At 75.2% G+C, this 14567-nt stretch carries 9 protein-coding genes; 6 read left to right on the forward strand and 3 right to left on the reverse strand.

The genetic code is table 11. From position 1 onward, the window contains the following. Window positions 1-463: 463 nt before the first annotated feature. Together OHS33_RS21990 and OHS33_RS21995 are read right to left on the reverse strand one after the other, a co-directional pair. Window positions 464-2146 (reverse strand): DUF5691 domain-containing protein, encoded by a 1683-nt coding sequence (locus OHS33_RS21990; RefSeq protein WP_330332106.1) that lies wholly within the window; start codon window positions 2144-2146, stop codon window positions 464-466. A gap of 216 nt (window positions 2147-2362) precedes the next feature. After that, entirely contained in the window at window positions 2363-3706 is a 1344-nt protein-coding gene (locus OHS33_RS21995) for an SWIM zinc finger family protein (protein WP_330332107.1), read from the reverse strand. Window positions 3707-3840: 134 nt separating this feature from the next. Here OHS33_RS21995 and OHS33_RS22000 point away from each other — a divergent pair, with 134 nt between their 5' ends. The 5 genes from OHS33_RS22000 (at window position 3841) to sucD (ending at window position 10972) form a co-directional block, all read left to right on the forward strand. Next, complete coding sequence (locus tag OHS33_RS22000; protein WP_330332108.1) at window positions 3841-4947, forward strand: ATP-binding protein; 1107 nt, start codon at window positions 3841-3843, stop codon at window positions 4945-4947. Beyond that, window positions 4944-7328, forward strand: a complete 2385-nt coding sequence (locus tag OHS33_RS22005; RefSeq protein WP_330332109.1) for a DUF5682 family protein — start codon at window positions 4944-4946, stop codon at window positions 7326-7328. Before OHS33_RS22000 ends, OHS33_RS22005 begins: the two co-directional genes overlap by 4 nt. A gap of 20 nt (window positions 7329-7348) precedes the next feature. Continuing rightward, the gene (locus tag OHS33_RS22010) at window positions 7349-8557 is read left to right on the forward strand and encodes a VWA domain-containing protein (protein WP_330332110.1); all 1209 of its coding nucleotides are present in this window, start codon (window positions 7349-7351) and stop codon (window positions 8555-8557) included. 321 nt (window positions 8558-8878) lie between these two features. Next, window positions 8879-10057 (forward strand): ADP-forming succinate--CoA ligase subunit beta, encoded by a 1179-nt coding sequence (sucC, locus tag OHS33_RS22015; RefSeq protein ID WP_330332111.1) that lies wholly within the window; start codon window positions 8879-8881, stop codon window positions 10055-10057. 21 nt (window positions 10058-10078) lie between these two features. Beyond that, window positions 10079-10972, forward strand: a complete 894-nt coding sequence (sucD, locus tag OHS33_RS22020) for a succinate--CoA ligase subunit alpha (RefSeq protein WP_330332112.1) — start codon at window positions 10079-10081, stop codon at window positions 10970-10972. 102 nt (window positions 10973-11074) lie between these two features. On the opposite strand, the gene OHS33_RS22025 is transcribed toward sucD, so the two are convergent. Beyond that, window positions 11075-12292, reverse strand: a complete 1218-nt coding sequence (locus tag OHS33_RS22025) for a helix-turn-helix domain-containing protein (RefSeq protein ID WP_330332113.1) — start codon at window positions 12290-12292, stop codon at window positions 11075-11077. A gap of 119 nt (window positions 12293-12411) precedes the next feature. On the opposite strand from OHS33_RS22025, the gene OHS33_RS22030 reads away from it, so the two are divergent. Continuing rightward, the gene (locus OHS33_RS22030) at window positions 12412-14373 is read left to right on the forward strand and encodes a cell division protein PerM (protein WP_330332114.1); all 1962 of its coding nucleotides are present in this window, start codon (window positions 12412-12414) and stop codon (window positions 14371-14373) included. Window positions 14374-14567 lie beyond the last annotated feature (194 nt).

The following is a 14567-nucleotide window of genomic DNA, read 5'->3' on the forward strand; positions in this document are numbered from 1 at the left end:
CTAGTGCGGGTCCGGGGCATTCCCCGGGCCCCGTCCCGGGCGTTCCCGGTGCCGGTCCGGGGCATCTCCCGGGCCCGGTCCCGGGCGTTTCCAGGGCCCGGCCCGCGCATTCCCAGAGCCCGTCCTGGGCACTTCCTGTGCCCGTCCCGGGCATTCCCAGTGCCGGTCCCGGGGCATCTCCCGGGCCCCGTCCCGGGCATTCCCGGTGCCGGGCATCTTCAGCCTCGCCGGCGTTTGAGGCGCCGCCGGAGGCGACATCAGCCGCCCGGCGATTGAGGGTGGACGCAGGGGGGCCGGTTCCCGGCTGTCGGTGCCCCCGGCGGCGCCTCAAACGCCGGCGAGGCTGAAATGGCCGCCGGGGCGGGGGCGAGGCTGAAACGGGCTGCCGGGGTGCCGGCGAGGCTGAGACGGGCTGCCGGGGCGCCGGCGAGGCTGAAGTGCGTCGCCGCCGCACCGCCGCGGGTCAGGCCGCCGGGGCGGGGGCCGGTTCAGCCGGTTCCCCTGATCCGGCCAGTTCCGCCAGCATCGCCGCGCGCAGCCGCAGGGTGGAGACCAGCCGCTGGAAGGCTTCGGCCCAGTACGCCTCGGCCCCCGGTGTGACCTCCGCGGCCGCCTGGTCCCGCCCGGCCTCGCCGGATATCTCCTCGGCCAGGGCCACCGCCAGCAAGGACTCCAGCCGGTCGGCCGCCGCAGGATCCAGGCAGCGCTCCGCCAGACCCATCACCCCGCTGAAACTCCAGGGGTAACTCCCCGCGTTCCGGGCCGAATCCAGCGCGTCCACCACCGCGGAGCCCAGCTCCTCGGCCCACGGCACCACGCACACCCCGAGCAGCTGGAACGCCTCCGACAGCCCGTGGGCCCGGACGAACTCCGCGACCCAGCGGGCCCGTTCCTCCTCGGACAGCGTCTCCAGGAGCTTCGCCCGCTCGGCGAGCGAGGCCGTGGCCGGGCCCGCGGCGGGCGGCGCGGACGCCGAGCCGAGCAGGGCCTTCGACCAGAGCGGGTCGCGCTGGCGGACCGCCGCCCGGCACCAGGCCGCGTGCAGTTCCTCGGCCCAGCCCTCGGCCACCGGCAGGGCCAGGATCCCGGCCGGGTCCAGACCGCCGAACCGCTCCCGCCAGCAGGACAGCGGAGCCGCCTCCACCAGCTGGCCCAGCCACCAGGCCCGCTCACCGCGCCCGGCCGGTGGCCGTTCGACCACACCGTCCCGCTGCATCCCCGCATCGCATTCCCCCGGCGGGACCACGCCGTCCGGGCCCACGCAGGCCAGCGCCCGCTCCGCCATCCGGCCCGCCAGCGCGGAACCCGGCAGGGCGGAGAGCAGTTCGGCCGCCGTCGCCCGGACATTGCGGCTGCGGTCGCCCAGGGCCCGTTCGAGGAAGGGCTCGTCGTCCTGCGACAGACCGGAGCGCAGCGAATCGAGGAACATCAGCCGGTCCTCGGCCCGCTCGGTGGCCCAGGTGGTCGACAGCAGCAGCGGCGCGGCCGCCGCCTCGTGCGCCCGTACCGCTCCCAGCAGTGCCACCCGCTCAGCGAACAGCCCTTCCTGCCACAGCCGTTCCACCCCGGCCCGGTCGTCGGGAGCGGGCAGTTCGCCGCCCCCGGCCCCGCCGCGCAGCGCGAACCGCCATTCCGGATTCAGCCGCGCCAGCCACCGCCCCCGCCCCCCGGCGAGCGCCAGCGCCTGCGGCCGCAGATCCGTACGGGCCCGGGCCGCGTCCAGTAGTGCGGGCACCAGGGCGGCGGGCGCCCGGTACCCGTGCCGTACGGCGGCCGCCAGCCACTGGGGCAGCAGCTCCGTCAGATCCGGCGCGGCCCCGCGCCGCCCGCCCCCGCCGGTGCGGCCCGCCAGCAGCTGCGCGAGCCGCCGCCGCGCGGCGTCCGGCGGCGCGGGCCGCGGATCCGGCGCGGCGGGATCCGGCCGCGGGCCCGCCGCCGCCGGGCGCAGCCCGGCCCGGCGACGGACGGCCGTGACGGCCGCCGCGTCCAGCAGTGCCTCCGGCGACCCGGCCGCCCCGTCACCCCGCCGCCGCTCGGTCCCCAGCAGCGCGACCCCGACCAACTCCTCCCAGTCCGCGACGCCGCCGGCGTCGACGCCGTTCACCGGCTCGTGCTTGTCCCCGTTGTTCCCGTTGTCCCCGTTCATGCGACCGCCCCTCCCTCGTCTTCACTTCCGTGCCGTGCGGTGCGCTCGGGTCCCGCCCCCTCCGCGGGACCCGAGCAGTCCGTGGGTACTACGTCCGTCCCTTTAGCTGGCGTGGTTGTCGTTCACAGAAGCCCCCCGGCTTGCTCGTTCGTGCGCGGCGGCGCCCCCGCGCCGCCGGTCCTGCCGCGCGGCCGGTGTTCCGTGCCGCGTCGTCGTTCAGCCCAGGGCGACGGGCTCGGATGAGCCCTCCGCCCAGGCCGTCAGTGGGGTGAAGCCGCGGTGTCCGCATTCGCCGAACACCGTCACCGGACCGCCCCCGGACAGGGCGGCCAGCTGCCACAGCCCCGACCGTGACCGCCCGGCGGCCACCGTCACCGGCAGGGCGGACGTCCCCTCCGCGTCCGCCAGCTGCCAGCCCCGTTCCCCGGGTATCGGGACCACCGGGCCGAGTACCACCGGCCAGGCGTCCAGCCACGGGTCCGCGCGCAGCGCCGTTCCATAGGCGTCGAGCGCGGCCCCCGTCGAGATCCCGGCCGGGACCCCGGGCCAGGGCGCGGGTGCGGCGAACCGCTCCCCGAGATCCGCCCGCAGCCCCGCCGATCCGGGCCGGAACCGGGCCTCCGCGTCCAGGGCCAGGCCCACCGGCAGCGCGAGCCCCGGTGGCCGCCCCGGCGGACCGAAGTCCAGGACCAGCGCGGCCCGTCCGCTCACCGCCCCGCGCAGCCAGATCCGGCGCGTGGTGAGCCGGCCGTCCGGCGAGACGGTGTCGTACTGGGCCAGGACCAGCCATCGGTCACGCACCGCGTCCCCCTCCGCGGTGCCCGTCATGCCGACCCTGGCCCGGACCGTGGCGGCCAGCGGCCCGGGTAGTTCCCCCACCCCGAGCCAGGCCCGGTCCAGCAGATGGAGGAGCGCGCACTCCTCCAGCATCCGGCCGGGCCAGCCCGGGCCGGAGGCCGGTATCGTGCCCAACTCCCTTACGCGGGAGGCCAGTCCGGGTGCCTGTGCATCGACCATACGGGCCGCCGTCTCCTCCCACAGGGAATATCCGGCGTGCTCCTGACCGGCCAGTCCGCCGCGCAGCAGATCGGCCAGCCGCTGCTCAAGCTCGCTCACGCCGGCGCTGATCCGGGCCGCCCGGCGCTCACCGCGCCGCCGGGCCGCTTCCGGGTCGGCCGCCGCCTTGGCCGCCCCCGGGGCCGCGCTCCGCCGGGCCTGTCCGGCCCGCTTGGTGAGCCAGTCCGCGGCCCATTCCGGGGCCTCGGCGGGCTCGCCGAAGCCTTCCGCCGCCCAGAGCAGCAGCAGACCCAGCGCGTGCTTGCACGGGAACTTCCGGCTCGGGCAGGAGCACGTGTACGCCGGGCCCGTCAGGTCCACGACCGTCCGGTACGGCGTACTGCCGCTGCCCTTGCACCACCCCCAGACCGCACCGGAAGCGGAACCTCCGGTCTGCGACCACGGCCCTGCCCCGCCCAGCTTGCCTCCCGCCTTGCGTGACGCCACGTCAGGAGCCAGAGCCAGTACCTGTTCCGCTGTCCAGCGGACCCCCTGCTCAGTCATGTGCTCCACCGTAGGGACCCCCACTGACAATCGCTCTGACCTGCAACAACGCTGCGAACAAGGGGCGTTGTCAGTGGGGTGGTGCACCGTGGTCTCAGCAGTCGGAAGCGGCTGCCGAGCATTGGAGGGGGACCATGACCATGCCCGAGAAGAGCGCCGGTGCCGAGGTGCTGCGCCCGCACGCCGAAGACGCCTTCGCCCATGAACTGAAAGCCCTGGCGGCGGCCGACGACCGGACCCGCCCGGTCCGCTGGAAGCTCTCGCCCTGGGCCGTCGCCACCTACCTGCTCGGCGGCGAACTCCCCGACGGCACCGTCATCACGCCCAAGTACGTCGGCCCGCGCCGCATCGTCGAAGTCGCCGTCACCACCCTCGCCACCGACCGCGCCCTGCTGCTCCTCGGCGTCCCCGGCACTGCCAAGACCTGGGTGTCCGAGCACCTCGCCGCCGCGGTCAGCGGGGACTCCACCCTGCTCGTCCAGGGCACCGCGGGCACCCCGGAAGAAGCCATGCGCTACGGCTGGAACTACGCCCGGCTGCTCGCCCACGGCCCCAGCCGCGAGGCCCTCGTCCCCAGCCCCGTCATGCGGGCCATGACCGAGGGCCTGACCGCCCGGGTCGAGGAGCTGACCCGGATCCCCGCGGACGTCCAGGACACCCTGATCACCGTGCTGTCCGAGAAGACCCTGCCCATACCCGAGCTGGGCCAGGAGGCGCAGGCGGTCCGCGGCTTCAACCTCATAGCCACCGCCAACGACCGCGACCGCGGGGTCAACGAACTCTCCAGCGCGCTGCGCCGCCGCTTCAACACCGTCGTCCTGCCGCTGCCCGCGACCGCCGACGCCGAGGTCGACATCGTGGCCCGCCGGGTCGACCAGATGGGCCGCGCGCTGGACCTGCCGCCCGCGCCCGAGGGCCTGGACGAGATCCGCCGCGTCGTCACCGTCTTCCGCGAGCTGCGCGGCGGCATCACCGACGACGGGCGTACGAAGGTGAAGTCGCCGAGCGGCACCCTGTCCACCGCCGAGGCGATCTCCGTCGTCACCAACGGGCTGGCCCTCGCCGCCCACTTCGGCGACGGCGTGCTGCGCGCCTCGGACGTGGCCGCGGGCATCCTCGGCGCGGTCGTCCGCGACCCGGCCGCCGACACGCTGGTCTGGCAGGAGTACCTGGAGGCCGTGGTCCGCGAGCGCGACGGCTGGAAGGACTTCTACCGCGCCTGCCGGGAGGTGACGGTATGAGCCCGCGCGCCGGGGGACCGCTGCTGCTGGGCGTACGGCACCACGGGCCCGGCTCGGCCCGGGCCGTGCGGGCCGCGCTGGACGAGGCCCGGCCGCGGGCCGTGCTGATCGAGGGCCCGCCGGAAGGGGACGCGCTGCTGCCGCTGGCCGCCGACCCCGGGATGCGGCCGCCGGTGGCCCTGCTGGCCCACGCCGCCGACGATCCGGGCCGGGCCGCGTTCTGGCCGCTGGCCGCCTTCTCCCCGGAGTGGGTCGCCCTCCGCTGGGCGCAGAGCAGACAGGTCCCGGTCCGCTTCATCGACCTCCCGGCCGCCCACTCCCTCGCCCCCGCCGCCGACCCGGAGGCGGAGGAAGGGGAAGGGGGCGACGGCGACGGGGATGGGGAGACCGGCCCGGCCGCCGGGGTCCGGCTCGACCCCCTCGCCGTCCTCGCCGGGACCGCCGGGTACGAGGACCCGGAGCGCTGGTGGGAGGACGTCGTCGAGCACCGGGGGAGCGGCGGCCGGGCCGCGCCACTGGCCGCGTTCGAGGCGCTCGGCGAGGCGATGGCCGCCCTGCGCGAGGCGTATGGCGACGGCGGCCACCCCCGCGACCCGGTCCGCGAGGCCCACATGCGCCAGCGGATGCGGGCCGCCCGCCGCGAGTTCGGCGACGACTACGCGGTGGTGTGCGGGGCCTGGCACGTCCCGGCGCTGGGCGCGAAGACCACGGCCGCCGCCGACAAGGCGCTGCTCACCGGACTGCCCAAGGTCAAGGTGGAGACCACCTGGGTGCCCTGGACCCACCGCAGGCTGGCCCGGGCCGGCGGATACGGCGCGGGCATCACCTCCCCCGGCTGGTACGCGCACCTCTTCGCGGCCCGCGACCGGCCCGTGGAGCGCTGGCTGACCAAGATCGCCGGGCTGCTCCGGGAAGAGGACCGGCAGGTCTCCTCGGCCCATGTGATCGAGGCCGTCCGGCTCGCGGAGACCCTGGCCGCGATGCGCGGCCGCCCGCTGCCCGGCCTCGGTGAAACCCTCGAAGCGGCCCGGGCGGTGATGTGCGAGGGCTCCGACATCCCCCTCGCGCTGATCGAGGACCGCCTGGTCGTGGGCGACGTCCTCGGCGAAGTCCCGGACGCGGCGCCCGTCGTACCCCTCCAGCGGGACCTGACCCGGCAGCAGCGCTCCCTGCGCCTCAAGGCGGAGGCCCAGGAGCGGGACCTGGAGCTGGACCTGCGCAAGGACACCGACGGCGCCAAGAGCCTGCTGCTGCACCGGCTGCGGCTGCTGGGCATCGGCTGGGGCACGCCGACCGCCGCCCGGAGCAGCACCGGCACCTTCCGCGAGAGCTGGCGCCTGCGCTGGGAACCGGAGCTGTCGGTGCGGGTCGCCGAGGCCGGGGTCTGGGGCACCACCGTGCTCGCCGCGGCCACCGCCAAGGCGGAGGCCGAGGCGGCCGCCGCCGGGGAGCTGGGCGAGGTCACCGCGCTGGCCGAGCAGTGCCTGCTGGCCGGGCTGTCGCGGGCATTGCCCGCCGTCCTCCAGGCGCTGGCCGACCGGGCCGCCCTGGACACCGATGTGGCCCGGCTCGCCCGGGCCCTGCCCGCCCTCGCCCGCTCGCTGCGCTACGGCGATGTGCGCGGCACCGACACGGCCGCGCTGGGCACGGTCGCGGCCGGGCTCGCCGAGCGGATATGCGTCGCGCTGCCGGCCGCCTGCGCCACCGGGCTCGACGCCGACGCGGCGGCCGAAATGCGCGGCCATGTGGACGCGGTCCACGGCGCGATCGGGCTGCTCGGCCGCGACGGCGACGGCGGGAGCGACGGCGACGGCGGCGAAGGCGATGGCACCGGTGCCGGCGGGCTCGGCGGGCGCTGGAGGGCCGTCCTGCGGGCGCTGGCGGGCCGGGACACGGTGCCCGGGCTGATCCGCGGCCGGGCGGTCCGGCTGCTGCTGGACGAGGGCGCCCTGCCGGCCGGGGAGACCGCCCGGCTGATGGGGCTCGCGCTGTCCCCGGCGGCCGCGCCCGCCGACGCGGCCGGCTGGATCGAGGGCTTCGCGGGCGGTGCTTCCGGCGGCGGCACCCTGCTGGTCCACGACGAGCGGCTGCTCGGCCTGATCGACGCCTGGCTGACCGGAGTGCCGGAGCGCGCGTTCGTCGACGTACTGCCGCTGCTGCGGCGGACGTTCGGCGCGTACGAGCCGGGGGTCAAGCGGACCCTGGGCGAGCTGGTGCGCCGCGGGCCCGCCGCCGGGGCCGCGGCCACGGCCGGGACGGCCCCGGAAGGCTTCGGGCCCGAGCTGGACACGGATCGGGCGGACGCGGTGGTGGCGCTGGTCCGGATGCTGCTGGCGGGGGCCCGTAGCGAAGACGACGACCTGGTGGGGGTGGCCCGGTGAACACGACGGACACAGCGGACATGACAGACGCGACGGACACGGCGGAGGTGGCGGACACGGCGAGCGCGGAGGACGGGGCGGGGGAGCGGCTGCGGCGCTGGCGCCTGGTCCTCGGCGGGGGCGAGGCCGACGGCACCGGACACGCGCTGACCGGCCGGGACGCGGCGATGGACGCGGCCCTCGGCGCGCTCTACGGCGGCGCCGGGAACGGCGGCGGTCGCAAGGGGGCCGCCCGCGGGGGCGAGCGGTCCGCCGGGCTCGGGGCGTCCGCCCCGGCGGTGGCCCGCTGGCTGGGTGACATCCGTACGTACTTCCCCGCATCGGTCGTCCAGGTCATGCAGCGCGACGCCATCGAGCGGCTCGGGCTGTCCGCCCTGCTGCTGGAACCGGAGATGCTGGAAGCCGTCGAGCCGGACGTCCACCTCGTCGGCACCCTGCTCTCCCTCAACAAGGCGATGCCCGACACCACCCGCGAGACCGCCCGGATGGTGGTGCGCAAGGTGGTCGGGCAGCTGGAGAAGAAACTCTCCGGCCGCACCCGGGCCACCCTCGGCGGCGCGCTCGACCGCTCCGCCCGGATCAGCCGCCCCCGCCACCGGGACATCGACTGGGACCGCACGATCCGCGCCAACCTCAAGAACTACCTGCCCGAACACCGCACGGTCGTCCCCGAACGGCTGATCGGCTACGGCCGGTCGGAGCGGTCGGTGAAGAAGGAGGTGATCCTCTGCATCGACCAGTCGGGTTCGATGGCGGCCTCCGTCGTCTACGCCTCGGTCTTCGGCGCCGTCCTCGCCTCCATGCGCTCCCTCGCCACCCGCCTCGTCGTCTTCGACACCGCGGTCGTGGACCTCACCGACCAGCTGGACGACCCGGTGGACGTCCTGTTCGGCACCCAGCTCGGCGGTGGCACGGACATCAACCGGGCCCTCGCCTACTGCCAGTCGAAGATCACCCGGCCCGCGGACACCGTCGTCGTCCTGATCAGCGACCTCTACGAGGGCGGCATCCGCAACGAAATGCTGCGCCGGGTCGCGGCGATGAAGGCGGCGGGCGTCCAGTTCGTCACCCTGCTCGCGCTCTCCGACGAGGGCGCCCCCGCCTACGACCGGGAGCACGCGGCGGCCCTCGCCGCCCTGGGCGCCCCGGCCTTCGCCTGCACCCCCGACCTCTTCCCGGAGGTGATGGCGGCCGCGATAGAGAAGAAGCCGCTCCCGGTCCCGTCGTGAGGGAGGGTCCGTCGCCCGTCCGGCCGCTCACCGGACCCGCCGACTGGACCACGTCCCCGGCCGCTGGACAGGGGCAGATCGCACGAATCTGCAGATCAAGCGTGAGGCGATCTGTGACAGGTATCACCGCTCAGGTGTGATCTGCGATTTAGGGACCTACGTCCCACGGGGATAACCTGCGAGACGGACATGCCGCGTCCACGGTCACCGTGTGCGCCTCCCCTGTGACAGCGCCGTCACGTTGCCCTCCGCGGCACGCCCACGCAGATAGCAGAAAACCGCGAATCACTGCGAATCTTTGAAGACAAGGGACGGACGCGCGTGGACCTGTTCGAGTACCAGGCGAGGGACCTCTTCGCCAAGCACGGTGTACCGGTGCTGGCCGGTGAAGTGATCGACACGCCTGAGGCAGCCCGCGAGGCGACCGAGCGCATGGGCGGCAAGTCCGTCGTCAAGGCGCAGGTCAAGGTCGGCGGACGTGGCAAGGCCGGTGGCGTCAAGCTCGCCGCGACCCCGGACGAGGCCGTCGCTCGCGCGACGGACATCCTCGGCATGGACATCAAGGGCCACACGGTCCACAAGGTGATGATCGCCGAGACCGCCCCCGAGATCGCCGAGGAGTACTACGTCTCGTACCTCCTCGACCGGACCAACCGCACCTTCCTGGCCATGGCCTCGGTGCAGGGCGGTGTGGAGATCGAGGTCGTCGCCGAGGAGAACCCCGACGCCCTCGCGAAGGTCCCGGTCAACGCCAACGAAGGCGTGACCATCGAGAAGGCCCGCGAGATCGTCGCCCAGGCGAAGTTCCCGGCCGAGGTCGCCGAGCAGGTCGCCGAGATCCTGGTGACCCTGTGGAAGACCTTCATCGAAGAGGACGCCCTCCTCGTCGAGGTCAACCCGCTCGCGAAGGTGGCCGACGGCCGCGTCATCGCGCTCGACGGCAAGGTGTCGCTCGACGAGAACGCCGAGTTCCGTCAGCCGCACCACGAGGCGTTCGTGGACCACGCGTCCGCGAACCCGCTCGAGGCGGCCGCCAAGGCCAAGAACCTCAACTACGTCAAGCTCGACGGTGAGGTCGGCATCATCGGCAACGGCGCGGGTCTCGTCATGAGCACCCTCGACGTCGTCGCCTACGCCGGTGAGAACCACGGTGGCGTCAAGCCGGCCAACTTCCTCGACATCGGCGGCGGCGCGTCCGCCGAGGTGATGGCGAACGGCCTCGAGATCATCCTCGGCGACCCGGACGTCAAGTCCGTCTTCGTCAACGTCTTCGGTGGCATCACCGCCTGTGACGAGGTCGCCAACGGCATCGTCCAGGCCCTGGCCCTGCTGGAGAGCAAGGGCGAGGCGGTCACCAAGCCGCTGGTCGTCCGCCTCGACGGCAACAACGCCGAGCTGGGTCGCAAGATCCTCTCGGACGCCAACCACCCGCTGGTCCAGCGCGTGGACACCATGGACGGCGCGGCCGACAAGGCCGCCGAGCTCGCGGCTGCGAAGTAAGGGCAGAGGTCACAGACTCACATGGCTATCTTCCTCAACAAGGACAGCAAGGTCATCGTCCAGGGCATGACCGGTGCCACGGGCATGAAGCACACCAAGCTGATGCTGGCTGACGGCACCAACATCGTCGGCGGCGTGAACCCGCGCAAGGCGGGCACCACCGTCGACTTCGACGGCACCGAGATCCCGGTCTTCGGTTCCGTCGCCGAGGCGATGGAGAAGACGGGCGCCAACGTCTCCGTCCTCTTCGTCCCGCCGGCCTTCGCCAAGGCCGCCGTCGTCGAGGCCATCGACGCCGAGATCCCGCTGGCCGTCGTCATCACCGAGGGCATCGCGGTGCACGACTCCGCCGCCTTCTGGTCGTACGCGTCCAGCAAGGGCAACAAGACCCGGATCATCGGCCCGAACTGCCCCGGTCTCATCACGCCGGGCCAGTCCAACGCCGGCATCATCCCGGGCGACATCACCAAGCCCGGCCGCATCGGTCTCGTGTCCAAGTCCGGCACGCTGACCTACCAGATGATGTACGAGCTGCGCGACCTCGGCTTCTCGTCCGCCGTCGGCATCGGTGGCGACCCGGTCATCGGCACCACGCACATCGACGCCCTCGAAGCGTTCGAGGCCGACCCCGACACCGACCTGATCGTCATGATCGGTGAGATCGGCGGCGACGCCGAGGAGCGTGCGGCGGACTACATCGCCAAGCACGTCACCAAGCCGGTCGTCGGTTACGTCGCGGGCTTCACCGCCCCCGAGGGCAAGACCATGGGCCACGCCGGCGCCATCGTCTCCGGCTCCTCCGGCACCGCGCAGGCCAAGAAGGAGGCCCTTGAGGCCGCCGGCGTCAAGGTCGGCAAGACGCCGACCGAGACGGCGAAGCTGGCGCGCGAGATCCTGAACGCCACGGGCGCCTGATCTCAGCCGCACGGCTCTTCAGCTGTACGTGAACGGGCGTGGCCCGCACCCATCGAGGGTGCGGGCCACGCCCGTTTTCGCGTTCCGCGTCCGGTACCCGTCCTACTCGCCCTTCGGGTGCAGCCGGTGCGGTCCGGCGGCCGGTTCCGAGCGGAGCTTCTCGTGCAGCTGCCTGCTCTCCTCGCTGAGCCGCGGCGGACCGTTGTGCGGCGCGGGCACCCCGGCGACGGCGGCGCCGGGAGCGTTCGGGGGCTCGTACCGCGTCGGGGCCGTCACGGCCGTGTAGGCGGTCGCCGCCGCGATCGCCGCCGTCAGCCCGACGACCGCGCGGGTCCAGAAGCGGTTGCGGTGCTCACAGCTGCGGCGGACGTCCGCCGCCGGGCGCGGTACGAGCGACACGGCGGGTGTGAGCGAGCCGAGCCGCTCGCGCAGCAGCGCCGACTGCTTCCCGGGCGCTGTGTCGACCAGCTCGGGCAGCCGGTGGGCCAGCTCGGCATGGGCGTTGACCAGCCGGTTCCCGGCGGTCGGCGTGCTGGCCTCGGTCTCGGCGGCGGTGTCCGGGAGGTCGAGGCCGATGCCGTCGTAGAGCAGCACGGTGCGCCGGTGGGCGGGGGGCAGCGCGAGCATCGCGTCCATGAGGATGAGGTCGGCGGGCTCGGCCGGGGGCTTGTCGGGGTGCTTGTGCGCCCGGCTGAACCGGTGCCAGGGGGAGAGCGCGTACTCGTACGCCGCCGCGCGCACCCACCCGACCGGGTCCGGGTCGGTGGCGACCTCGGGCCAGAGCCGCCAGGCCTGGTGGAAGGCGCGCTCGACGGAGGTGCGGGCGAGGGCGCGGCGGCCGGTGAGCAGGTACGTCTGCCGTACGAGGGCGGGTGCGGCGTAGGCGTAGAGCGCGTCGAAGGCTTCGGCGGGGGCGAGGGGCGCGGGGGCCGGGCGGTCCTCGGGGGCGGCCTCGGTGACCGGGTCGGGCGGTGCGGCCTCGGCGGCGGGCGCGGTGGCGGCGGGCGCGGAATCGGGCACCGGGTCGACCGCGGCGCCGGTCGCGGGCGCGGGCTCGGGTGTGGAAGCGGGCTCGGGCTCGGGTGCGGGCTCGGGGGTGTCCGTACGGTCGTCCGCGCCGGTCAGCAGCTTGACGTAGGCCTCGCGCTTGCGGCCCCGGGGGGCTGTGCGGCCGGTTTCCCAGGAACGGACCGTGGAGGGGGTCACCCCGAGGGCGGTGGCGATCTCGTCATGGGTCAGCTCGGCCGCCTCGCGCAGTCTGCGGCGCTCCTTCGGGGAGGGAAGGCCCAGCTCCGAGGTCGTCTCGATGCTTTGTGTCATGCCACACTCCCCGCGACCCGGCAGTCCTGGGCGAAAAAGTACATAAACGTATATTGAGCGACACCACGGGCAATCGCCTGTTACCCGGCCATAGCGCGTGTCGTTGGCACCATGGCGGGGTGACCCAAGTGACCGAACGCGGGACGTCCTTGCCGACGGCGCCGCGGTCCGGCGGACGGCGCCGTTCTCCGGCGGCCGCCGCGTGTGTGCTGGGCGGAGCCGTGGCCGCCGGACTGGGGCTCGGCTGCGTCGCCGTCCTCGTCATCGTGCTGTGGATCAGCTCGCCCTACCCCGACAGCGGGCCCGCCGGGGCGCTGCACGTGGCGGCCGGGCTGTGGCTGCTCGCCCACGGAACCGACCTGATCAGGTACGACACGCTGTCGGGGGTGCCCGCACCGGTGGGGATCACCCCCCTGCTGCTGCTCGGCCTGCCCATCCTCCTCATGCGGCGGGCGGCCCGGCTCGCGACCGACGACGGTGACGGAGCGGCCGGGGGCGAGGTGCTCTCCGCCGGGACCGTCTTCGCCGCGGTGCTCTGCGGCTATCTGGCCGTCGGGGCGGGCGCGACCGTGTACGCCGCCCGCGGGCCGGTGCCGGCCGATCCGCTCAGCGCGGCCTGGCACGTACCGCTGGTCGCGGTGGTCTCGGCCGCCGCCGGAGTCTGGGCCGCCCGGGGCCGCCCCGGCGTGCGCTGGCCGTCCTGGGTGCCGAGGGGCGTACGGAGGGGCTTCGCGCGCCCCCGGTACGCGCTGGCGCTGCGGGCCGGGAGCGCGGGGGCGCTCGTTCTCGTCGGCGGGGGCGCACTGCTGCTCGCGGCCTCCCTCGCCTGGCACGGCGCGGAGGTGCAGACGTCGTTCCTGTCGCTGACCGGGGTGTGGTCGGGCCGGTTCGCGGTGCTGCTGGTGGCGCTGGCGCTGGTGCCGAACGCGGCGGTGTGGGGCGCGGCCTACGCGCTCGGCCCCGGCTTCGCCGTGGGCACCGGCGCGACCGCGACCCCGCTCGGCTTCGCGGGATCCCCGGCGATGCCCGGGTTCCCGCTGCTCGCGGGGCTCCCGCCCGAAGGGCCCGGCTCGCCGCTGACCTGGGCGGTCGGTGCGGTGCCGGTGGCGGCGGGGCTGCTGGTCGGATGGTTCGCGGTGCGGCGGGCGCGGGAGGTCTCCTACGGGGAGACCGCGCTGACCGCGGCGCTGGGCGGGGTGGTGTGCGGGCTGCTGCTCGGCGGGCTCGCGGCGATGGCCGGAGGGCCGATGGGCTCGCGGGAACTGGCCGACTTCGGGCCGGTGTGGTGGGCGACCGGAGCGGCGGCGGCCGGGTGGACGCTGGGGCTGGCGGTACCGGTGGCGTTGGGGGTGCACGGGTGGCGGGAGCGGCCCGTGCGGGTCGCTGCGCGGGCGGCGCGGAAGGATGCGGGCGGCTGGCACGACAGCGGCGTACGGGAACTCCGCTGGGCGGCCCTCCGCAAGGCCGCCGGCACCCTCGTCCCGGACTTCCCGCCGCCCTGGGCGGGCGGGGCGGACCGGGCGCCGGGGGTGGTTCCGCCGGCCCCGGCGCCGGTGCCGGTGGCTCCGGCTCCCGTGGTGGTCCCGGCTCCCGGGCCGGGCCCGGTGGCGTCGGCCCCGGTGCCTGGGGCACTGGTGTCCGGGGCTGGTCCGGTGCCCGGGGTGGCTGCGGCTCCCGGGGCGGTCCTGGTGCCGTCGGCCCCGGTGCCTGGGGCTGGTCCGGTGCCCTGGGTGGCCCCGCTGCCTGGGGCCTCGGTGTCCGGGGTGGCCTCGGCTTCCGGGCCGGGTCCGGCGCCGTCTGCCCCGGTGCCCGGGGTGGTTCCGCTGCCCGTGGGCCCGGCTTCCGGGGGTGGTCCGGCCTCGGGGTCTGGGCCGGGCGCGTCCTCCGGGACGGATCCGGTTCCGGTGGCGCCGGTGCCCGGGTCGGGCCAGGGGGGTGGGTCGCTCGGCGACGACGGTGCTGTGTCGGGCCTGCGGGGGGCGGCGGTCGTGCCCGCCTCCGGTCCGGGGCCGGGGGCCCTGTCGCCTGGAGTGGCGGGGGCTCGGGTCATGACGAAGCGGGAGCCGGGGGGCGAGGGGTAGCGGGGGTGGGGGTGGGGGTGGGGGTGGGGTGGGCCCTGCGGGGCGAAGTTCCCCAGTCCCGCCCCTTCCCGAAACTGGGGGCTCCGCCCCCAGACCCCGGCCGTGCCGGACGTACGCGCACCACCCGTGCGGGGCATGCGGCCCCAGCCGCCCCGGGCCCTACGCCAGGTCCGCCGGGGCTTCGCCCCGGGCCC

It is taken from the genome of Streptomyces sp. NBC_00536, assembly GCF_036346295.1.
GTDB lineage: Bacteria > Actinomycetota > Actinomycetes > Streptomycetales > Streptomycetaceae > Streptomyces.

Excerpts from the sequence above, each read along its gene's own strand:
- OHS33_RS21990 (WP_330332106.1), bottom strand. The coding sequence starts at position 2,146 with ATGAACGGGGACAACGGGAACAACGGGGACAAGCACGAGCCGGTGAAC.
- OHS33_RS21995 (WP_330332107.1), bottom strand. The coding sequence starts at position 3,706 with ATGACTGAGCAGGGGGTCCGCTGGACAGCGGAACAGGTACTGGCTCTG.
- OHS33_RS22000 (WP_330332108.1), top strand. The coding sequence starts at position 3,841 with ATGACCATGCCCGAGAAGAGCGCCGGTGCCGAGGTGCTGCGCCCGCAC.
- OHS33_RS22005 (WP_330332109.1), top strand. The coding sequence starts at position 4,944 with ATGAGCCCGCGCGCCGGGGGACCGCTGCTGCTGGGCGTACGGCACCAC.
- OHS33_RS22010 (WP_330332110.1), top strand. The coding sequence starts at position 7,349 with ATGACAGACGCGACGGACACGGCGGAGGTGGCGGACACGGCGAGCGCG.
- sucD (WP_330332112.1), top strand. The coding sequence starts at position 10,079 with ATGGCTATCTTCCTCAACAAGGACAGCAAGGTCATCGTCCAGGGCATG.
- OHS33_RS22025 (WP_330332113.1), bottom strand. The coding sequence starts at position 12,292 with ATGACACAAAGCATCGAGACGACCTCGGAGCTGGGCCTTCCCTCCCCG.